This window comes from Stenotrophomonas maltophilia group sp. P373, assembly GCF_053295075.1.
The window spans coordinates 2155135-2175385 of the sequence record NZ_CM129994.1 but is presented as its reverse complement, the minus strand read 5'-3'; the positions used below and the strand labels follow the sequence as shown (position 1 = coordinate 2175385).

General features: G+C 64.9%; 24 protein-coding genes. 17 read left to right on the top strand and 7 right to left on the bottom strand.

What is annotated here, in order from left to right:
• Positions 1-192 precede the first annotated feature (192 nt).
• The 9 genes from ACSYHF_RS10080 (at position 193) to ACSYHF_RS10040 (ending at position 5440) form a co-directional block, all read left to right on the top strand.
• Positions 193-1248, top strand: a complete 1056-nt coding sequence (locus tag ACSYHF_RS10080) for a replication initiation factor domain-containing protein (protein WP_447576390.1) — start codon at positions 193-195, stop codon at positions 1246-1248.
• Positions 1245-1508, top strand: coding sequence for a G5P family DNA-binding protein (locus ACSYHF_RS10075; protein WP_229767312.1), 264 nt, complete (start codon positions 1245-1247; stop codon positions 1506-1508). The genes ACSYHF_RS10080 and ACSYHF_RS10075 overlap by 4 nt, the downstream gene beginning before the upstream one ends.
• A gap of 108 nt (positions 1509-1616) precedes the next feature.
• Positions 1617-1766: a hypothetical protein gene (locus ACSYHF_RS10070; protein ID WP_447576389.1), complete on the top strand. Its 150-nt coding sequence runs from the start codon at positions 1617-1619 to the stop codon at positions 1764-1766.
• A 28-nt stretch (positions 1767-1794) separates the two neighbouring features.
• Positions 1795-1932 (top strand): hypothetical protein, encoded by a 138-nt coding sequence (locus ACSYHF_RS10065; protein WP_032958702.1) that lies wholly within the window; start codon positions 1795-1797, stop codon positions 1930-1932.
• A gap of 52 nt (positions 1933-1984) precedes the next feature.
• Positions 1985-2134: a capsid protein gene (locus tag ACSYHF_RS10060; RefSeq protein WP_152906945.1), complete on the top strand. Its 150-nt coding sequence runs from the start codon at positions 1985-1987 to the stop codon at positions 2132-2134.
• A gap of 67 nt (positions 2135-2201) precedes the next feature.
• A complete protein-coding gene (locus tag ACSYHF_RS10055; RefSeq protein WP_447576388.1) occupies positions 2202-3275 on the top strand; it encodes a hypothetical protein in 1074 nt (357 codons plus the stop codon).
• A complete protein-coding gene (locus ACSYHF_RS10050; protein WP_447576387.1) occupies positions 3272-3619 on the top strand; it encodes a phage coat protein in 348 nt (115 codons plus the stop codon). The genes ACSYHF_RS10055 and ACSYHF_RS10050 overlap by 4 nt, the downstream gene beginning before the upstream one ends.
• 1 nt (position 3620) lies before the next feature.
• The gene (locus ACSYHF_RS10045) at positions 3621-4949 is read left to right on the top strand and encodes a zonular occludens toxin domain-containing protein (RefSeq protein ID WP_447576386.1); all 1329 of its coding nucleotides are present in this window, start codon (positions 3621-3623) and stop codon (positions 4947-4949) included.
• 62 nt (positions 4950-5011) lie between these two features.
• Positions 5012-5440 (top strand): hypothetical protein, encoded by a 429-nt coding sequence (locus ACSYHF_RS10040; RefSeq protein ID WP_447576385.1) that lies wholly within the window; start codon positions 5012-5014, stop codon positions 5438-5440.
• A 37-nt stretch (positions 5441-5477) separates the two neighbouring features.
• On the opposite strand, the gene ACSYHF_RS10035 is transcribed toward ACSYHF_RS10040, so the two are convergent.
• The 3 genes from ACSYHF_RS10035 to ACSYHF_RS10025 all read right to left on the bottom strand — a co-directional run bounded on the left by ACSYHF_RS10035 (position 5478) and on the right by ACSYHF_RS10025 (position 7197).
• Positions 5478-5762 (bottom strand): DUF3653 domain-containing protein, encoded by a 285-nt coding sequence (locus tag ACSYHF_RS10035; RefSeq protein ID WP_447576434.1) that lies wholly within the window; start codon positions 5760-5762, stop codon positions 5478-5480.
• 563 nt (positions 5763-6325) lie between these two features.
• A complete protein-coding gene (locus ACSYHF_RS10030; RefSeq protein ID WP_053496645.1) occupies positions 6326-6646 on the bottom strand; it encodes a hypothetical protein in 321 nt (106 codons plus the stop codon).
• A gap of 71 nt (positions 6647-6717) precedes the next feature.
• A complete protein-coding gene (locus ACSYHF_RS10025; RefSeq protein WP_447576384.1) occupies positions 6718-7197 on the bottom strand; it encodes an N-acetyltransferase family protein in 480 nt (159 codons plus the stop codon).
• A 133-nt stretch (positions 7198-7330) separates the two neighbouring features.
• Here ACSYHF_RS10025 and ACSYHF_RS10020 point away from each other — a divergent pair, with 133 nt between their 5' ends.
• Both ACSYHF_RS10020 and ACSYHF_RS10015 read left to right on the top strand, forming a co-directional pair.
• Positions 7331-9526 carry a hypothetical protein gene (locus ACSYHF_RS10020; RefSeq protein WP_447576383.1) on the top strand — a complete coding sequence of 732 codons (2196 nt, stop codon included), beginning with the start codon at positions 7331-7333 and terminating at the stop codon, positions 9524-9526.
• A 73-nt stretch (positions 9527-9599) separates the two neighbouring features.
• A complete protein-coding gene (locus tag ACSYHF_RS10015) occupies positions 9600-10085 on the top strand; it encodes a TspO/MBR family protein (RefSeq protein ID WP_180867919.1) in 486 nt (161 codons plus the stop codon).
• Between the two features lie 10 nt (positions 10086-10095).
• Here the strand turns inward: ACSYHF_RS10015 and ACSYHF_RS10010 are convergent, their stop codons facing one another.
• Positions 10096-10389 carry a hypothetical protein gene (locus ACSYHF_RS10010; protein WP_053496649.1) on the bottom strand — a complete coding sequence of 98 codons (294 nt, stop codon included), beginning with the start codon at positions 10387-10389 and terminating at the stop codon, positions 10096-10098.
• A gap of 127 nt (positions 10390-10516) precedes the next feature.
• On the opposite strand from ACSYHF_RS10010, the gene ACSYHF_RS10005 reads away from it, so the two are divergent.
• The 4 genes from ACSYHF_RS10005 (at position 10517) to ACSYHF_RS09990 (ending at position 16316) form a co-directional block, all read left to right on the top strand.
• Positions 10517-11104 (top strand): biliverdin-producing heme oxygenase, encoded by a 588-nt coding sequence (locus tag ACSYHF_RS10005; protein WP_447576382.1) that lies wholly within the window; start codon positions 10517-10519, stop codon positions 11102-11104.
• Between the two features lie 115 nt (positions 11105-11219).
• Positions 11220-13460, top strand: coding sequence for an ATP-binding protein (locus ACSYHF_RS10000; RefSeq protein ID WP_095378019.1), 2241 nt, complete (start codon positions 11220-11222; stop codon positions 13458-13460).
• On the top strand, positions 13457-13924 hold the full coding sequence (locus ACSYHF_RS09995) for a response regulator (RefSeq protein WP_005416517.1): 468 nt from the start codon (positions 13457-13459) through the stop codon (positions 13922-13924). The genes ACSYHF_RS10000 and ACSYHF_RS09995 overlap by 4 nt, the downstream gene beginning before the upstream one ends.
• Positions 13917-16316 carry a response regulator gene (locus ACSYHF_RS09990; protein ID WP_447576381.1) on the top strand — a complete coding sequence of 800 codons (2400 nt, stop codon included), beginning with the start codon at positions 13917-13919 and terminating at the stop codon, positions 16314-16316. The genes ACSYHF_RS09995 and ACSYHF_RS09990 overlap by 8 nt, the downstream gene beginning before the upstream one ends.
• 2 nt (positions 16317-16318) lie before the next feature.
• On the opposite strand, the gene ACSYHF_RS09985 is transcribed toward ACSYHF_RS09990, so the two are convergent.
• From ACSYHF_RS09985 to ACSYHF_RS09975, 3 genes are read right to left on the bottom strand one after another with little or no spacing between them, the layout of a single operon-like run.
• On the bottom strand, positions 16319-17011 hold the full coding sequence (locus ACSYHF_RS09985; RefSeq protein WP_262233079.1) for an NAD-dependent epimerase/dehydratase family protein: 693 nt from the start codon (positions 17009-17011) through the stop codon (positions 16319-16321).
• Positions 17012-17024: 13 nt separating this feature from the next.
• On the bottom strand, positions 17025-17699 hold the full coding sequence (locus ACSYHF_RS09980; protein ID WP_065196721.1) for a ChrR family anti-sigma-E factor: 675 nt from the start codon (positions 17697-17699) through the stop codon (positions 17025-17027).
• Complete coding sequence (locus ACSYHF_RS09975) at positions 17696-18319, bottom strand: sigma-70 family RNA polymerase sigma factor (protein ID WP_053496654.1); 624 nt, start codon at positions 18317-18319, stop codon at positions 17696-17698. Before ACSYHF_RS09975 ends, ACSYHF_RS09980 begins: the two co-directional genes overlap by 4 nt.
• 131 nt (positions 18320-18450) lie before the next feature.
• Here ACSYHF_RS09975 and ACSYHF_RS09970 point away from each other — a divergent pair, with 131 nt between their 5' ends.
• Positions 18451-19218: a hypothetical protein gene (locus ACSYHF_RS09970; protein ID WP_032954199.1), complete on the top strand. Its 768-nt coding sequence runs from the start codon at positions 18451-18453 to the stop codon at positions 19216-19218.
• 81 nt (positions 19219-19299) lie between these two features.
• Positions 19300-20250, top strand: coding sequence for an acyl-CoA desaturase (locus ACSYHF_RS09965; RefSeq protein ID WP_138951147.1), 951 nt, complete (start codon positions 19300-19302; stop codon positions 20248-20250).
• Position 20251: the final 1 nt, after the last annotated feature.

Genomic DNA, 20251 nt, shown 5'->3' with positions numbered 1-20251 from the left:
TCTGCGCAATCCGGTCAAGTAATCGAAGCGCGGCATCGCTTTGCTCTGGGGAGGCCAACAGCATGAACATCATCGCGTTCGTTGTTGCGATTCCGTCCACTGCGGCTCCCAGGTGCTCCATGTTTACGGTGGGTGGCTTTGCCATTTGTGCGCCCTCTGTTGGTGTTGGTGGCATGGTACAGGAGGCCCCCTATGGCCGTTGATCGCGCACGCTTCAGGATGGCCGTAGAGGGCGGGGCAGGGGGCTTTTCCCCGCTTTCGCCCGGTGAAAAGGGGCAGCGGGCGGCGGCGGAGATTGGCCCGGGGAGTAACACGGGCCAAAAGGGTCAGCAGGACGCAATCATTGACTACCTGACCATTGTGGTCCCGCTCTCCGCCCTTGAAGAAGTGAACTGCAAGAAGCTGGACCTCTTGCTGTTCCGCATCTTCGGCTTCCGTGGCGAAGTTGTTGCCGGTGCAATTCGGGAGAAGAACTGGAACTTCTACGAGCAATCGGCGGTGCTGATCGACCGGGAAAACGAAGTTGTTGGCCGCGTCGGCATCGGCGGTAAGAAAAGCACCGTATGCCTGAGCCTGACCGGTATGGGCTGCAAATGGATTCGTGACTGGGCGCGCGTCTACAAGCAGTGCTCCATGCTCGATGCCAAGATCACTCGCGTTGACTGCGCGCACGATGACTACGAGGGCGAGCGCCTGGACGTGCATGCGCTCCGCGAGGTTGCCGCACAGGGCGGCTTTACCGAGGGCGGATGCCCTCCGCGTCACCGTTTCATTTCCGATGAAGGCCACAACGCCGGCTGCACGCTGTACGTCGGCGGCAAAGGCCACAAGGAACTGTGCGTGTACGAGAAGGGCAAGGCCGAGGGCCTGCCGTCCTCACGTTGGGTGCGCGCGGAAGTGCGCCTGTACGGCAAGCACATGGAAATCCCGCTGGATGTGCTGTTGAACCCGGGTGCATACCTGCGCGGCTCGTACAGCGCGCTGCAGGACCTCATCAAGGGCGTGTGCACACGGCTGCGCACGATTCGCAAGCACGTCGAAGTTTCTGCCGAGGCAATGGTGCTCTGGATGGAGCGCCAAGTAGGCCCGGCCCTCAGTGTTCTGCATGGAGCGTTCGGAGATTCGTTCACCGACTTCCTGCTGGCTCGCGTCGTCCGTGACGGTCACCCCGGACGTTTTCGCGGCATTTCCAAGGGTGAACCACTCCATCGCTATGTGAGAGAAGAACTATGCCTATCTGCCGCGTGAAGTCCGCCGCCGTCGAAGAACGGCACAACAGCAAGACCAACTCCATCATCCGCTCCCAGATGGTTGGCCTCGATTTCGGCAACGGCTTCGAGTTGCCGTTCCGTGTCGGCCTCGGCTCGCGCCCGCCGTACCCGCCGGGGGAGTACGACATTGATCCGCAGTCCTTCGCACTGAGCCAGTACGGGGACCTGATCCTGAAGCGTTACGTGGACCTCGTTCCGCTTTCGGCCAAGGCGCTGCCAGTGGCGGCGAAGGCCTAAGCCCTGGGTCTCTGCGTTGTCTTCGGGGAAGACGGAAAGCTGATCCCAACCGGTCAGCCCGTTGATCAGTGCGCGGGGTATGTGCTGATGAGCAGCGCAGAGGCATCCATGGTGACCGTCATCGCGGACGCCTTCCAGCCTCCAAGCAAAGAGCAGCTGGCGGTATGGGCAGGCGGTCCGTTCGGCCTCCTTCTTTTCCTCTTCGTCGCCGGTCGGATTGCCGGTTCCGTGGCGACGTTCTTCGACAAACACCGGTAACCCAACTACTCATGAAAGGAGTTTCACCATGGATTACGAAAGCATCCTCAGCGGCCTGTCGGTGGCCGGCGCACTGACCGCCTTCGCTGGTGCCGCCGCGCTGATCGCGCTGGTTGGCTTCGGCAAGTGGGCAGCCAAGAAGGTGGCTGGATTCTTCGGCGGCTGATCGCAAGGGCAGGGTGGGGCAGGGTTACCTGCCCCTTTTTATTGGAGGCGATATGGACTTTGACAGCATCCTTGCAAACATCCGCCCACAGCTGGTGGTCATGGCGATCTGTGGAGCAGCCGCAATCGCGGCGCAGATCGAATTCGCACTGTGGGCCGCGCCGAAGGTGGCGCGATTCTTCATCGCGAGGGGAATGCGATGATCTGGTGCCTTTTCGCGGGACTGCTGAGCGCGTTGTGTGGCGTGGTGGCGTGCATGGGGCTGGACGCATGATCCGGATGCTCGCGCTGGCAATGCTCGCATCTTTGGCGCTGCTGATGCCTGGGCACGCGCGAGCCGCTGCGGATTGCCCCAGCAACGGGACCTGCGATCAGGGCAAGGCCTACGCGATGTGCAAAGCGGCGATTGAGCGCACCAAGCAGAAGTTCGACGTTCCGGGCAATCCTTGGGGCAAGCCAACTGTTCGCCAGGACTGTCCGCAAGGCGGCACTGCCGCTAGCGGCTCTTTTACGTGTGCCGTTGCTGAGGGGCCGAATGGTGGTGCGGTTCGGTGCTACAACGCCGCAGGCGACGATAACACCCAGCAGTTCTACTTCAATGGCGCCTGCTCGACGCGCCCATATGAACTTGGCTGGCAAGGTGGAGGGACAGCGGCCACTGTGAATGCCTGTCACAACGGCTGCATGTACACCAGCTCACTTGATCCGGAAGGGGCGGCAGGCGTCGGCTTCTTCCCCACTGGCGGAACTTGCACAGAGTCTGATGCGCCAGCACCGACGCCTGCAGGGGATGGCGGCGATCCGGGGGAGGGCGGCGGTGGTGACGGCGGCGGTAGTGATCCGGGCGGCGGCGATGGTGGTGGCGACAACGGCGGCGGTGACGGCGACGGTGGTGGAAACAACCCCGGCGGCGGTGATGGCGGCAGCGGCGGGGGAGACGGCGATGGCGACGGCGATGGCGACGGAGATGGGGACGGTGATGGGGACGGCGGTGGTCCCGGCCCGGGGCCAGGTCCCGGTGAGGGCGACGGAGATGGTCCCGGCGAGGTCGGTAGCGATGGCGGCCCCCTGTACGAGCGGGACAAGAACCTGACGCTGGACAAGGTGTTCAACGACTTCAAGCAGCAGGCCGAGAAGCTGCCGATCATCCAAGCAACCAAGTCGTTCTTCACCGTCAGCGTCGGCGGCAGCTGCCCTGTTTTCACGCTACCGGCGTCGCAGTACTGGGACACGATGACCTTCGATCTTCACTGCTACGGCGTCATCTATGAGTCATTCCTGCTGATGGGCTGGGTACTGCTCGCTATCGCGGCATTTATGGCCGCAAGGATCGCACTGACATGATGAACACTCTCGCCTTCCTGATGCCGCACGCCGGGTGGTTGACCGACCTCACTCAATGGTTGCTCCGGCAGATACAACGCTTCTGGGACGCCCTTGTTGCGTTCTTCAATGACCTGCTCATTCTCGCCATTCAGACGATGCTGGCGCTGATGATCAAGATGATTGGCGCTCTGCCGGTTCCGGATGTGTTGAAGAACTACAGCATCGGCACGCTGCTTGGAAATGCGGGCAGCACGGTGGGATGGTTCGTGCAGACATTCAAGCTTGGCGAGTGTTTGGCGCTCATCGGCTCCGCCGTCGCGTTCCGGATTCTGCGCAAGGTCATGACTATGGGGAAATGGTGACATGCTGGTTTTCAATGAAGGCGTTCCGCGTGCAGGGAAGAGCTATGACGCGGTTAAGAACCACATCCTGCCGACGATCAAGAAGGGGCGACGGGTGTTCGCCCGCCTCAATGGCCTCAGCCATGAGCGAATCGCGGAATACCTGGGCATGGCGGTTGATGAGGTGCAGCAGCTGCTCACGCTGGTAGACACGAAGGACGTGGCAGCGACGTTCGCTTGCTACAAGGATGATGTGACCGGCCAGTGGTGCATTCCGGATCAGTTCAAAGACTCGCTGTGCGTCATTGATGAGGTGCATGAGTTCTACGTCGCACAGCGCCAGCCGTTGCCCGATGCGGTAGAAAATTTCTGGGCGCTGCTTGGTCAGAACGGCGGCGATGCGGTCATCATGACGCAGTGGATCAACCGCGTTCATCAGGCGGTGCGTGCGCGCATCGAGCGCAAGAACGTCTTCCAGAAGCTCACCGCTGTAGGCATGAAGAACCGCTACCGGGTGACCTTCTTCCACACCACCTCGCCGGGCAAGTATGAGCGGGTAGGGGGCAAGACTGAGAAGTACGATCACGCGATCTACCCGCTCTACCACGGTTACGCCGTGGGCGCTGAGAATACCGAGGTGTACGAGGAGGGCGGCACCAACGTTTGGAAGGCGCTCGCGCTCAAAGGCGGCGTAATGGGCGTGGTCGGGATCGTCGGCGCCGTGGCCTTTATCGGTTTCTTCCTGAGTGGCGGCGGGCTGGTTCCGGAGGAAGGAAAGGCGAAGGAAAAGCAGCTGCATGGCGTCACCGCCGCGGCGCCGGCAGATCAAAGCACGATTCCGAATCTGCCGGGCGTGCCCGCGCCCAAGGCGGAGCCTGATCCTATGGACGCCTTGACGCCAGAGCAGCGCTACGTGGCGCAGCTGTCGAAGGCCAACCGTATCCGACTGGCGCTCACGGCTGTCTTTGGCGACCGCCAGGTCGGCATGGTCGAGTGGGTGGACAGCAGCAACAACACGGTCGATCAGCTGACGTTCGACGCGTTGATTGCACTGGGGTTCCGGGTGCGGGTGTTCGCCTATGGCGCCAACATCAGCGCCGATCGTTACAAGCTGGTCGCTACGCCATGGCCGCGCCAGGCGCCGCGACGGGAGGAAGACCCGACGCTCTACCGCCTGGACAAGCCGGACGCTGGCACCGGCATTGCGACCGCAGGGAGTGAGGCCGGTGCTGGCGTCCGGGTCATCAGCGCACAGGGGGCGGCGTCCACTGCCGGGGGGACGCTGGTTCGGGTCGGTGAGCGCCCTATGGGGACATTCCCGGAATCGAAGCCATACCCGCCCAGCTTTTGAGGCGTGATGCGTCACGCAAATCACAGGGATCGAGTACCATCCCCCCAATCTGGAGGGGGAATATGGACATTCGACTCGGGGCGATATGCGTGTTGCTGGTCGTGACTGGCGCGGCGTCAGCGCAGCAGATTCATTCAGCGAGAGGCCCGGCGCCAAAGCCAATTCCGGCAGCGCCCAAGGCCGCGCACAACTCGATGGCGAAGACGACAACGCCATTCAACTGCGAACAGTATCGTTGGCCGAATCATCCGCATCCAGGAATGAAGAAATTCTGCGATGGATTGGAAGCAAACACGCTCCAGGACGAGTCGCGCCGTGCTGGGCGCCCCGGTCCTTCGGATAGCGTCGTGCAGCTGCCTTCACTTGGATCCGATGCGGCTAAGCGATCAGGATTCGCCTGTATCGGCGGTCAGGCGTTTCGAAAAATCCAGAATGGTTGGGAGCAAGTTTCAGCACCCGCAGGCGGCTGGCAGCGCTGCCGAGAGCAGTAACCTCGGGGTGTAGGGGCAGCGCCCCTACGGTGGCGCCTTACACGCGCTGGCGGGGCCTCGGCCCACGGCTCATGTAGACAACATTGGACGCCCCGGCGTCGGAACCGGGGTCGCCCACGCCGAACCGCCGATCTCGGCGAATTCTGAGGGCTTCGGCCAGGTAGATGACACTAGATCTCGCCGTAGTTGAAGCCGTCCGGGCAGTTGCAGCCCGGGGTGCAGCCTCGGCCATCATCAGTCGCCATTCCCGGGCAATGTTGCAGGTCAGGGACCACCAAGCCATGTCGCATGGCTCCAGCTGATGACCTTCGGGAGTGAACATGTGCCCGCCTTGGAATCCGAAACCGGCCCAAGGGCCGGTTAGATCTATGCGGTCGTGGGGATCCATCTTGATCATGCTGCGAGCTCGTCCTTGTCGGGGGAACGAACAGGCAGGCAAGAGCCGAGCCAGAGCCGCAGCCATTGCCAAGCAGAGCCTACGAACCGGGTCACGCCCGATACGGCATTTCGCATAATGTATATTATGTTCATTACGCCATTGCCCGATCCAGGCTTCACCAGTCACGCCCCTGATCCACTCCAGGCGCCGGCCTGATTGTCAGTGATTCGATCACTGCCAACCGCCCTTTGGGCTTGCCTCAACCTCTGCAGGAATGGCAAAGGATCTTGCGGATCTGACAGTGGCGGGTAAAGACGGCTTTGCGGGCGTAGTTTTGCCGCTGATCTTGCCGTGGCTGCACGCCAGCCTGGCAAGAGCGCTTTCGCCGATTCGGCACCAACGACCGAGGCCTCAGGAGCGCGTTCTGGCACCCCAGCCGTAGCCACTCACTGGTCGTGACGCGTCACGCTATTCGGCTCGTTCCATGCCGGCGAGCTCCATGCCATCTAGGCGCGGGCCCGCGTCGATGCGCTGAGGATGAGCGCCACATACGCAATCAACGTGCCGGCCGCCAAACCCCAAACCTCCATCTCCCAGTTCCTCCGGTACGGGGATGGGCCTGTCACCGCCCAGACCAACAGCAAGGCGGCCGTCACCAGCACCGTCCTGTTGGCGATGGAAATGAGCTTGTCTGCAGATTCATGGCCCAGATTGGGATCCCATCCGAAGAGCCAACGCAGGCGCTTCCAGTAGTCGTGCCCCACAGCCAACAGAAAGAGGAACGCGCCCGCCAGCAGACTCAGCAGAAACTGTACCAATGGATTCAAGGGACATCCTCAGGAATTGTGCAGCCAGCCTCGGCTGGATATCGCCGACCACGCGCGGCGGACGCATCGCATCACAGGAACCTGTGCATCACAAAGACATCCACCAGACCCAGCGTCCCATGCCGGAACGCCTTCGGTAGCGTTCCCACCACATCGAACCCCAGCTTCCGGTACAGCGCCACGGCCGGGGCATTGGTACTGACCACGTAATTGAACTGCATGGCCAGGAATTCTTCCGCCCTCGCCCGCTCCAGGCTGTGTTCCACCAGGGCCCGGCCCACACCTTGCCCTTGTGCCGGCGCATCCACCACATACGTGGCGCTGGCCACATGCGCCCCAAGGTCAGGGAAATTCGGGCCCATCTTGTACATGCCCACAACCCGGCCCTCCAGCACAGCTACATGAGGTGCCTGGGCCTGGAACCAATGCGTGCGAAACGTCTCGACAGCGAAAGAGCCAGCAAAGGGCAGCGCATCCTGCGCCGCAATGGCCGTCTTGAACATGCCCCACATCGCGTCGAAATCGCCTGCACGGGCGGGCCGGATCTCCATGCGTCTCCTGCAGATCTGTGGTCGTGACCAGGCCGGACACTACCAGAATCCAGCGCCTGCCCCGTAGCTGCTTCACGCGCCACCGCCATCGGCTCCGCAATAGTTGTGGAAATTCCGGCCCTCAGAGCAGTAGATGTCTCCTGTTTCCGTGCACATCCCGCACCGGCTTCGACGGTGGCGCGTTCCCGCGTACGTCCTGCTGGGCATCTACCTGCTGTACCTGCTGGCCGGCAACATCTTCCTCAATACCCCGCTGTTCGATCAGGTCACCAACCGCAAGCCGCACAAGTTCGTGATGACCACCGGCCCGGCCATCACGCTGCTGCCCGGCCATGTCATCGCCTGGAACGTGCACATGCGCGGCCACGTGAACCACACGGTCTACGTGCTGCATGCCGAGCGCGCCAGCGCCCGGTTGGCGGTGCTGCCCCTGTTCCAGCGCGAGGTACGGGTTCCGCGCTTGCAGGCGACGGGGGTTTCCGCCGAAATCAGCCGCGTCGAAGAAGCCATCCCGCCACCGCCGCGCAGCGACCGCGGCTGGACGCTCCGTTTCGATGCCATCCACAGCGACAGCATCCGCAGCGCACGCTTTGGCAAGTTGCTGATCATTGGCAAGGGCCGGGGTACGGTGGGCTTTCTCAAGCAGCTGCGCGGCGGGCCGTCGGAGCTCTTCGAATCCGAGGTGGCGTTCGGCGATGCGGACACCAGTTTTGACGGCGTGCAGCTGTTGGGCGACATGGATCTCACAGCGCGCTTCAGCTATCCGCGCCACTATCGGGACCAGGCGCCCGGTCTGGCCAAGTTGAAGCTGCTGCATGCCCAGCTTGAGGTCGACGCCCGCAGCCAGGGCCTGCGCATGGACACGGATGCCACAACGCCGAAGATCTCCAGCGCGCCCGTGCCCGGACGCCTGCAGCTGGCGCTGCACCTGATCGACGGCCAGCTGCAGCCCGGGGACCGCGCGATCTGGCAGGTGCCGCTCTACCTGGGTGATGGTGCCCCCAATCGCGGCGTCCTGGCCCTGCAGCTCAATGTGTCCAACGACCTGCGCCTGCAGGCCCGCCTGCCGCCCAAGCCCGGCTCAGGCAGTGAAGTGGATGCGGATCTGCGCGTCCGTGGCCGGGACATCCCCTTCCAGCAGCCCGCCCAGCTGCTGGAACGCAGCTCTGGTACCGTGCGCGGCGAATGGACGTTCACTTCGCTCAACTGGATCCCTGCCCTGTTCGTTCGCAAGCCGTGGCTGCAGCTGGACGGCGGTGGCACGCTGAAAGCGGATCTGCGCGTGCGCAACGGCGAACTGATCGAAGGCAGCACCGTGGACATTCCGGCCGCCGAAGCCGTGGCCGAAGTCGCCGGCGTACGACTGGCGGGCACGGCCAGCGCCCATGGCGAATTGAAGGCCGGCAGCCCCAGCCAGGCACAGCTGGCTGTCCGGCTGCCACGATTCACTGCACGGCCAACCGATGCCAAGGATGTGCGCCTGTTCGACGGCCGTGATCTGGCCCTGGACCTGACCGGTGATGGTCGCCTGCAGGAGCTGCGCAAGGGTGTCCGCGCGCACCTGCGCTTCAGCCAAGCAACGATTCCCGACCTGGCCGCCTACAACCGCTACCTGGACTCGCCGCAGGTGCGACTGCTCCGTGGCACCGGCAGCCTGAGCGGCGATGCCACGCTCGACACCGATGGACGCGTCGGCCATGGCACTGCCCGGCTGCTGGGGCGCAATGCCAGTGCCAAGGTGGCAGGACTGGATATGGGCGGCGACATCGACGTGAAGGCAACACTGCGCCGCGGTGACTTCAATCAGCGTCATTTCGATCTGTCCGGCACCACCGTCGAACTTCGCAATGTGCAGGTGGCGGGCGCAGAGCGGGCAAGCGCATGGAAAGGCCGCGTGGCCTTCAAGCGTGGCCGCATCGACGCGCAGTCGCCCTTCCAGGTCGATGCCACCACGGATCTGGATCTCAGCGATGCCCGGCCGTTGCTTGCACTGTTCGCAGAGCGTACCGACTACCCGCGCTGGACCCTGTCGCTGTTGGATTCCGGCCAGGTGCAGGCACGGGCGACGCTGCGCTGGCGCCCGGGCCATCTGATCATCGATGGACTGCAGGCCGAGAACGATCGGCTTTCGGTACGCGCGCGGCTGGATCTGCTCGACCAGCGCAAGCGCGGTGATCTCTACCTGCGCTGGGGGCTGCTGGGTGCGGGCATCGAGCTGGACGGTGACCAGCGCCAATGGCACCTGGCGAAGGCAAGGGAGTGGTTTGACCAGCGACCTTCCCTGCTGCCAGCGAGCCAGGGAGCCGGTGCCGTCGGCTCTTCAGATTGAAGGCCGACAGCCTGCATCCATTCGCTGCCCCTGTGCGTAGACAGGCCGCATACGTATCAAGGAGCTGCACGGTATGAAGCGGAGTTCACAGGTTTCCGGACTTCTGGGATGGGTGGCGATCACCTTCGTCGCGGCAACCCTGGGGGCGTGGGCGTCCACGTCCGCAGCAAGCTTCTACGCCAGCCTTGCCCTCCCCGCATGGGCACCACCGGCCAGCGTCTTTGGCCCGGTGTGGACACTGCTCTACGCCATGATGGCGGTTGCCGCTTGGCTGGTCTGGCGCGAACGCGGTTGGCGCGGCGCACGGCCCGCGCTGCTGCTCTATCTGGTGCAGTTGGCCGTCAACGCACTGTGGAGCTGGCTGTTCTTCGGCTGGAAGCTGGGCGCGCTTGCCTTCGCCGACATTCTTGTATTGATCGTGTTGGTGTGCGCGACGATCGTCATGTTCGCGCGCATCCGCCGGCTTGCGGCGGTGCTGCTGCTTCCTTACCTTGCCTGGATTTCGTTCGCCTCGGCGCTCAACTTCGCCGTCTGGCGGGCCAATCCCGGGCTGCTGTGATCTCTGCTGCTCACGCCTGGGCCACGGCCTGCGGGCGCCAGGTTCGCAGCAGGGCCGGCTTGAACGCCTGCTGCCCGCAACCGGTGGGGCACCGCACCACTCGCGCTGCAGTATGGCTGACCAGGCCCTGCCCTTCTTCTGCCTTGAAGATCGTCTCGCAGGAAAGGCAACGCGCTACCAGCGAGTACAGGTGCAGCAGCCGGCCACTGGCTGGATCCTGCAGTGCATCCACATCCAGCAATTCAAATTGGCAGCTGTCAGGGAGCATACGGTACTGGGGCGCGGGTGCGGTCTGCAGGTTCACGGGCGTGGCATCTGTTGGAATTGCAGTCACCGTAGGGCAGCCGCTGTCTAGCTGGCGTGCAGCGCAGATGTGCTGGCCGCGAAACCTGCACCGGTCTCTGCATCGAAATCTGCTAGGGTGCGCCCCGATGCCTACATCCACATTGCCAGCACAACCCGATCACCCCATTGCCCTCAGCGCCGCCCTGAAAGCGCACACCCGAGCGGCCCACGATCGCCTCGACCAGCACCTGTTGCAGCAACACATCTTCGCGTCGCGCCAGCGTTACCTCTGCTTCCTGCGCGTGCAATGGCACTTCCATAGCGCTGTTGCGCCGCTGTACCGGATGCAGGATCCGGGCGCGACCCGCTTGCCGCTGATCGAGGAGGATCTTCGCGACCTCGGCGCTTCCGTGCCGGCACCCCATGCCTGGCAACCGCAGCCGCATGTGTTCTCGAAAGCGACCGTTCTGGGCTGGCGCTACGTGGCGGAGGGCTCGACGCTGGGGGCGGCCGTGCTGTTGAAGATGGCCGCTGCGTTGCAGCTTCATGCCGGGTACGGCGCGCGCCACCTGCGCCCTTCCGAGCTCGGTGTGGCCGAATACTGGAGACGCGAGCAGGAGGAGCTGGATGTCCTCGTTTTAAGTGGCCAGGAGCGCGCGCAGGCATGCAGGGGCGCGACAGACGCCTTCCAGTACATCCGTCGCTGCGTAGATGAAGAATTCAGGTTTGAATGAAAGGCCCTTCACATTCACATGATGGTATGCGGCGGCACGCTTTTGCTTCACCATTCATGCACACCGGATGCAGTGCTGGGCCTTTCCAGCCATCCACGAATCATGAGTCCCGCCCTTGACGCCTCCTACCGAATCCGCGCACGACACTGCCCTGTCCCGTTGCGCGCGCGAACCGATCCACACCCCTGGCGCGATCCAGCCCTACGGTGTGCTTCTGGTCGTTGAACCGCAGTCCCTGCAGGTACGCGAGCGCGCCATCAGCCACCCCGGGCTGCTGAAACAGTTCGGCGAACCGTTGATGCAGCACGTCAGTGAAGTGCTGGGCGGCGTGCTGGCACCGTTCCAGGGCGTGTTGCAACAGGCGACGGTGGGCAGCAGCGCGCATGTCGGTGCGGTGCACCTGGATGGGCACGGCCGCCATCAGCTGCTCGTGCACCGCTCCGCCACGGATCTTCTGGTCGAGCTGGAGGCGCCGGTTCCCGGCCAGCCCGGTTCGCTGGAAGAACTGTATCCAGCCATCCGCGAGCTGATGACCGGCATTGAATCGGCAGCGACGGTGGAAGACCTGTGCAGGCTTGCGGCCGCGCACATGCGGCGGCTCACTGGCTTTGACCGCACCCTGGTCTATCAATTCGATGCTGGCTGGAATGGCATCGTGGTGGCCGAAGATGGCAATGGCCTGTTGCCGTCCTACCTGGACCTGCGCTTTCCCGAGTCGGACATTCCCGCACAGGCCCGCGAACTGTACCGCCGGAACCGGGTGCGCCTGATCGCGGACAACAACTATACCCCTACCCCGCTGATGCGGGCCGAAGACCACCGCGAGGCGCCACCGACCGACCTGAGCCTGGCCGTGCTGCGCAGCGTGTCCCCCGTGCATCTTCAGTACATGCGCAACATGGGGACCGGGGCGTCGATGTCGGTGTCACTGGTACATGAGGGGCGGTTATGGGGCCTGGTGTCCTGCCACACCGTGCAGCCACGCCGCCTGCCCTACCACGTGCGTACCGCCTGCGAGTTCATGGGCCAGATCCTGTCGCTGCAGATTGCACTGAAGGAGCGCGCGCTCGCGATTGAAGAACGCGTCGCGCGTCGCTCGATACTGGTCAAGCTGCTGGGCCGCATGGCCGGCGACGAAGAATTCATGGCGGCCCTGCGCCAGGACGAAGGCAGCCTGCTGTCGCTGACCGGCGCGGCCGGGGCTGCCATCGTGCACAAGGGCGACTGCATGCGCGTGGGTGAGTGCCCGCCCGCCAGCGACGTGCTGGCGCTGGCCGATTGGCTGGCTACCCGGCAGCCCGGCCAGGAAACCTACTGCACCGACCACCTTGCCGCCGACTGGTCGCCTGCCGCGCACCTGGCCGATGTAGCCAGCGGCCTGCTGGCAGTGTCCATTTCGCAGCTGCATGACAGCTACCTGATGTGGTTCCGGCCGGAGGTGGTGCGAACCGTGCGCTGGGGGGGAGACCCCCGCAAGACCGCAGCGCCCGGCGTCGCACTCTCCCCGCGGAGCTCCTTCGACGCCTGGAAAGAGACCGTGCGGCAGCGCAGCCTGCCGTGGACCGACGCCGACTGCGATGCGGCACACGAGATGCGCACGGCCATCGTCGATATCGTGCTGCGCAAGGCCGAGGAGATGGCGGAACTGAACGAACAGCTCCTGCGCAGCAACAAGGAACTGGAAGCCTTTTCCTATTCGGTCAGCCACGACCTGCGCGCCCCCTTCCGCCACATCGTGGGCTATTCGGAGCTGCTTGGCAGCTCGGCGGGCGACCGCCTCAACGAGACCGAGCGCCGCTTCCTGGATACGATCGTCGATTCGGCAAAGTCCGCCGGCACACTGGTGGATGACCTGCTCAGCTTCTCGCAGATGGGACGCTCCACGCTGGGGCGGGTGCGGCTGGACATGGCTGCCCTGGCCGAGGACGTGCGCCGGAGCCTGGCGCTGGATTACGCCGGCCGCGACGTGCAGTGGACGCTCGCGCCGCTGCCGGAGGTGGAAGCCGACCCGACGATGCTTCGCCTGGTCTGGCAGAACCTGCTGGCCAACGCGATCAAGTTCACCCGCGAGCGTGAGCACGCGATGATCGAGATTGGGCACGACCGCAGCGACGACGAAGATCACTTCTTCGTGCGCGACAACGGCTGCGGCTTCGACATGCGTTACGTCGACAAGCTGTTCGGTGTGTTCCAGCGCCTGCACCATGTGGAAGAATTCGAAGGCACCGGCATCGGTCTGGCCAACGTACGCCGCATCATCGGCCGCCATGGCGGCCGTACCTGGGCCGAGGGCGAGCCCGGCAAGGGCGCCACCATTCACTTCACCCTACCTCGCTCCACAGGAGAACACCCATGAGGGACCTGCGGCCGATCCTCCTGGTAGAGGACAGCCCCAAGGATGCAGAGCTGACGATGGCCGCGCTTGAGCGCTGCCAGCTGTTGAACGATGTCATCCATGTACGCGACGGCGCCGAAGCGCTGGATTACCTGCGCTGCGAAGGCAAGTTCGCCGGTGCCATGCACGGCGGCCCGGTGGTCGTGCTGCTGGACCTGAAGCTGCCCAAAGTCAATGGCTTGGAAGTACTGGAGCAGGTCCGTGGCGACCCGTACCTGAGCAGCACCCCGGTTGTGATGCTGACCTCTTCGCGCGAGGAGCAGGATCTGGTGCGCAGTTACGAACTGGGCGTCAACGCATTCGTGGTCAAGCCGGTCGACTTCAAGGAATTCTTCGACGCCATCCAGGGCCTGGGCATGTTCTGGGGCATCACCAACCAGCCGCCACCGCATCGGCCCAACGGTTCGGGGCAGCGCAATGCGTGATGGATCGCGCCGCAGCGAGCGCCTGCGCATCCTCATGCTGGAGGACAGCGCGCTTGATGCGGAGCTGATCAGCGCCCAGCTGCAGCGTGCCGGCCTCGATTTCGAGGCCGAGCGCCTGTGGACCCGCAACGCGTTCATCGAGGCCATCGAAAATCGCCCGTTCGACGTGATCCTCGCTGATCATGTCCTGCCAGGCTTCGATGGTGACGCAGCACTTGCCCTGGCGCGCGAGTGCGTGCCGCACACGCCTTTCATCTTTGTTTCCGGCACCCTTACCGAGGAACTGGCGGTACAGGCACTCACGCGCGGCGCCCGCGACTACGTGGTGAAGCAACGCCTGCAACGCTTGCCCGACGCCATCCGCCGCGCTCGCCAAGAGGCGCACGAGCGCACCCAGCTGGCCAATGCGCAGGCCGCGCTGAACGAAAGCCAGGCCCAGCTGCAGCAGGTCACCGATGCCGTCCCGGCGCTGATCGCCCAGTTGGACAAGGACCATCGCTACCGGTTTGCCAACAAGGCGTTCCTGGACTGGCATGGATTCAGCCTTGCAGAACTGCTGGGTCGGCCGGCTCGGTATGTCAGCGGCATTTCCGCCTTCGAGCACGCCCTGCCCAGCCTGGAACGCGTACTGCAGGGGGAGCGAGCCCGCTTCCAGGTCGAACTGATCCATCGCAGTGGCGAATTACGATTCGTGCAGATGGACTGCGTGCCCGAGCATGCCGCCGATGGCAGCGTGGCCGGGTACATCTGCCTGGGCAGCGACGTTTCGCTGCTGAAGCAGGCCGAGCTGGCCCTGCGCGAAGACAACCAGCTGCTTGAGCAGCAGGTACAGGCACGCACGGCCGAGTTGCGCGCCAGCAAGCGGCGCCTGCAGGCGATCTTCGAATCCAGTTTCCAGCACCAGGTGCTGCTGGATCTGTCCGGACGCGTGGTCGATGCCAATGACGCGTCACTGGCCGCGGTGCTGGGAGACAAGAAGGACGTCGTTGGCCAACGCTTCGCCGAATCGGTCTGGTTCGGCACCACCGAGGGCATCAGCGCGCTGATCGATCGGGCCGTGGCCGCAGCCGTACAGGGCCGCAGTTCACTGCATGCGCTGGAACTGGAACTCCCGACCGGGCGGCGCAGCTTCGATTTCTCGTTCCGTCCACTGCTCGATACGGAAGGGGTGGTCACCGCTGTGGTCTCCGAGGCCGTGGAAACCACCGCGCGCGTGCAGGCTGAGCATGCGCTGCGCCAGTCACAGAAAATCGAGGCGGTCGGCCAGCTCACCGGCGGCATCGCACATGATTTCAACAACATCCTGACGGTCATATCCGGCAACGTCGAGCACGCCATGCTGCTCAGCGAGCGCGCGGGCGAACCCGGAGCGATGGTGAGCCGTGCGCTGGACAATGCACTGAAGGGTGTCGTCCGTGCCGCCAGCCTGACCCAGCGTCTGCTGGCATTTGCCCGCCGCCAGCCGCTGCGCAGCCAGGCCGCCAACCTCAACGAGCGCCTGCTGGACATGCACGACATGCTGCAGCGTGCGCTGGGTGAGCTGGTGCAGTTGGAGATCCGCAGCGCCGAGGACATCTGGTGTGTCGAGATCGACGTCAGCCAGCTGGAGGCCTCCGTACTGAACCTGGCGGTGAATGCCCGCGATGCGATGCCGCACGGCGGCCGGCTGGTGATCGAGGTCGACAACAGCCACCTCGACCACGACTACGCTGCGCTGTTCCCGGATGCGACGCCGGGCGAGTACGTGATGCTGCGGGTGCGTGACAACGGCCACGGCATGGATGCGGCGACGCTTGCCCGGGTCTTCGAACCCTTCTTCACTACCAAGCAGGTTGGCCGTGGCACCGGCCTGGGCCTGTCGATGGTGCACGGGTTCGTCAAGCAGTCAGGCGGCCACGTACTGATCGATTCGGTGGAAGGCGGCGGCACCAGCATCACCATGATGTTCCCGCGTTCACTGCTGGCCCTGCCCTCCGAAGCGCGCACCCCGCAGACCGGCCTGGCGGGCTACTCGCCGCGCGAGGAAACCATCCTGGTGACCGAGGACAACGACGATGTCCGCGCCCACACGGTGGATGCACTGCGGCTGCTGGGCTACCGGGTATTGGAAGCCCACGACGGCCCCTCCGCACTGCGGCTGCTGGAACGCCCTGATACCAAAGTGGACCTGCTGTTCTCTGACGTGGTGATGCCCGGCATGTCGGGCTGGGAGCTGGTGCGTGAAGTCCGTGAACGCTGGCCGGAAGTCGCCGTCCTGTTCACGTCGGGCTATCCGCGCGACCACGACCAGGTGGGCAGCCAGGGACGGGCCGTTGCACTGCTGCCGAAGCCGTTTACCCGCAGTGACCTGGCGACCGCGGTGCGCACCGCGCTGGAGACGGTGCCACTCTGAGATCAGGACGCCGGATCGCGCGCGCCAGCAGCGATCCGGTTGATGTCCGCGCATTCCACCGTGCCCGGCGGATGCTCCCGCCCGGCCAGTGCGATCATCGCCTGGCCCAGCGCCAGATTGCTGGTCATCAACGACGGCGCAACGGCGCCGGCCAGTTTCATCAAGGGCGCACCGCCCCAGTACAGCGGCTTCAGCAGTGCATGACGGGTGCCGGTACCCGGGACCGGACGAATGCCTCCGGGGCGCAGCATCACCGTGCGCACCGGCAGGGCCTGCAATGCCACTTCGGTCTCGCCCTTGACCCTCAGCGGCATTACCCGGCTCTGCGGATCCGCACCCGCACCGGATACATATAGAAAGCGCCCCTCGGGATTCGCCGCCGCCCAGGCGCGTGCAACCGCCAGCGTGATGTCCAGGGTCACGCGTCGATACTCGGCCTCTGCTGTGCCGACCGGTGGCGCACCGGCACAGTAGAAGCATGCGTCGAAGCCGGCCAGTTGCTCATGCCGGCCTTGCATATGCAGAAAATCGGGGACGATCAGTTCGCTGCCAGGCCCGTTCAGGCTGCCCGGCCTGCGCACCAGGGCAGTCAGGTGGGCCACCTGCGGCGAGCGCTGGCAGGCCAGCGCAACACCCTGCCCCACCAGGCCCGCAGCACCGGTCAACAGAATCCTCAACGCACCTTTCCCGGTCATGGTCGCAGCCACGCTAGAGTTTCACGAAACGCTGGATCTTCCGCGCCAACCAGCCACTGAACACCAACGGCGCGTCCAGCGCTGACACGCAGATGCAGGGAACACCGGGTGCAGTTACCGGTTGATGCTCCACCTCCTCGTCCAGGTCCGCCACGTCGCCCGGCGCGAACAGCCCCAGCGCGTCGTTGTACGAGCCTCGAAGGATGTGGGTCAGTTCGCTGCGGCCATGGCTGTGCATCGGCAGGCACTTGCCCGGGGCAATCTTCAGCATGATCAGCGAGGGCATCTGCTCAGCCCTGATGCAGTGCACGCCGGGCGCCATCCAGCGCCAGCGCAGGGCACTGAGCGAAGCGCCGAAGTAAGGATGCAACGAGGCGGGCAGATGGTCCGGATCGGCCTCGGGCCGCTCCCTCGGCACCGGGCGCCTGGCTCCGGCGATGGCGCTCGGCGCGTCCGAGGCCAGCTGCATCAGCATGGCCTCGCGCAACTGCTCGCGACGCGCATCGGCTGCGGGCGGTTGGGTCTGCTCCAGCAGCACCGAGCCGATCGCCTCGGCATCGCGCAGGCGCTGGCGGCAGTGGGGGCACTGCTCGAGGTGGGCACCGGCCACTATGCTCAACGGCGCCGGCAGCGCGCCGGCGGCATAGCTCATCAGCGTGGATTCGTGCAGGTGGTGGTGCGGATTCACAGCGCACCTCCCACTTTGGCCTGCAGCTGCAGGAACGCACGTCGCAAGTGTGACTTTACCGTTCCCAGCGGCATGCCCAGCGCCTGGGCAATCTCGCTGTGGCTCTTCGCCTCGAAATAGGACATCCGCACCAGCCTCGCCTGCACGGCGGGCAGCTCGTTGATGCGCTGGCGAAGGCGCGCCTGGTCGGCGAACTGCTCGGCGCTGCTGCGCTCGATCATCTCCACGGCCGCGGCGTCTTCCACCGCTGCCTGCACCTGCATCCAGCTGCGCTCGCGACGGATGCGGTCGATATGCAGGTTTCGCGCGATCCGGTACAGCCAGGTACTCAGCGCGCCTTGGGCCGCATCATACTCGGCCGCCCGCAACCACAGGCGCAGCAGGCACTCCTGCGCCATTTCCTCGGCCACGGCGTCGGGTGCCCCCAGGCCACGCAGATACACGCACAGCCGAGGCATGAAGTAGTCATAGATCCGCATGAAACAGTCGCGGTCGCGCAGCCGCGCCACACTGTCCATGTCATCGGCCCAGTTCGTCGGCTCGCTGCTGGGCTGCTGGGAACTGGACACGGTGCGTGCGGTATCGAAGTTGAGGAGGGTGCTGGCAGCGTCAGGGTACATCTGCGTGAGCGGCGGGCAGGTGAAGGTCTGCCCTCTCTACGCGCAGGGGCGGCCATTGGATGCAGCAGACACTGTGCATCCAAGCAGCCGCGCCCGCCGTATGACCTGAGCCTCCCTACCGGATGAACACCATGCGCACTGCCTGGCTGCTGCTGTGCCTGCCCCATGCCGCGCTGGCGGCGCCCTGGCTGCGCAACGAGGGCGTGGCCACCTCGGCGCAGGGCGATCTGCTCTATCGTGAAGTGCACTGGCGGCGCGGCCCATCGGAGGGTGCCGAGCGCTGGGTGCTCTATCAGTGTCCGGATGGCCGCCCCTTCGCCCGCAAGCATCTGCCGGCCAGCGCCCGCCCGCAGGCCCGGGGTTATTCGCTGCAGGACAGCCGTAGCGGGCAAACCGCTGAAGTCGACGCCAGTGGCGAGTCGGTGTCGATCGCCTGGAAAGAAGATGCCGCCAGCGAGCTGCGTCAGCGTCGGCTTGAGCTGGCACCGGATGCGGTGATCGACACGGGCTTCGACGCCGCGGTGCGCCAGCATTGGCCAGCGCTGCTGCAAGGTGAGCGCATCAGCCTGCCCTTCCTGGTGCCGGGGCGGCAGCGCTTCTTCCCGGTGCAGGTGCGGCGTACCGGCCCTGTTCGCTGGCAGGGCATCGACGCCCAGGCCATCGAGGTCAGTCTGGACACCTGGTACGGCGGCATCGCGCCGCGCCTGTCGCTGGTCTATGCCAGCGCCGACCGCCGCCTGCTGGAATTCCGCGGAACCAGCAACCTGCGCGATACCCGCGGCACCTACCCACAGGTCACGGTGCGCTTCAGCTCGCCGGTGGCCGAGCGGTCCGCCAACGAATGGCAACAGGCCTGGACGCAGCCCCTGGTCGGGCGCTGCAGCGTGATGCCCAAGTGAAGCCGAAATTCTCCACAGCCGGCCGCATCCATTGCGCGCACTGCTGCGTAGAGGAAGACACGACACCCGCCGAGATCCGCCATGGCCTCTGTAGCGCCCCTCCCCCGCCGACGCTGGCGCCTGCTGCGCACCCTGAAGCGCTGGGTCGACACCGGCAGCGCTGCGGACCACGCCGCTGGCGAGCCCGGACGCATCGACTGGCTGCGCGCCGTACCGTTCGCGTTGATGCACCTGGCCTGCATCGCGGTGATCTGGGTAGGCATCTCGTGGACGGCAGTGATCGTCGCCACAGCCCTCTACGCAGTGCGCATGTTTGCGATCACCGCCTTTTACCACCGCTACTTCTCGCACCGGACGTTCCAGGCATCGCGAACGGTGCAGTTCGTGTTCGCAGTGATCGGCGCGTCCAGCGTGCAACGCGGGCCACTGTGGTGGGCCGCCCACCATCGCCATCACCATCGGCATGCCGACCAGCCACTGGACCCGCACTCGCCGCGCGAAGGCGGCTTCTGGCGCAGCCACATGGGCTGGTTCCTCACCCGCGAGGCATTCGCCACGGATCTATCGCGCGTGCCTGACCTGGCGCGCTTCCCGGAGCTGCGCTGGCTGGACCGCTTCGATACGGCGGTGCCGGTACTGCTGGCTGCTGCGCTGTACGCACTCGGCGCCGGCCTGGAGCGCTGGGCGCCCGGACTGCACACCTCTGGCCCGCAGTTGCTGGTGTGGGGCTTCTTCATCTCCACCGTGGTGCTGTTCCACGCCACCGTCACCATCAACTCGCTGGCCCATCGTTTTGGCCGGCGGCGCTTCGAGACCCGCGACGACAGCCGCAACAACCTCTGGCTGGCGCTGCTTACCTTCGGCGAGGGCTGGCACAACAACCACCATTTCTTCCCCGGCACCGTCCGCCAGGGGTTTCGCTGGTGGGAGATCGACCTGACCTGGTACGGGCTGCGCGCAATGGCGGCCATGGGCCTGGTGAAGGGGCTCAAGCCCATCCCCGAGTGGGTACTGGCCAAGGCGAGGTACTGAC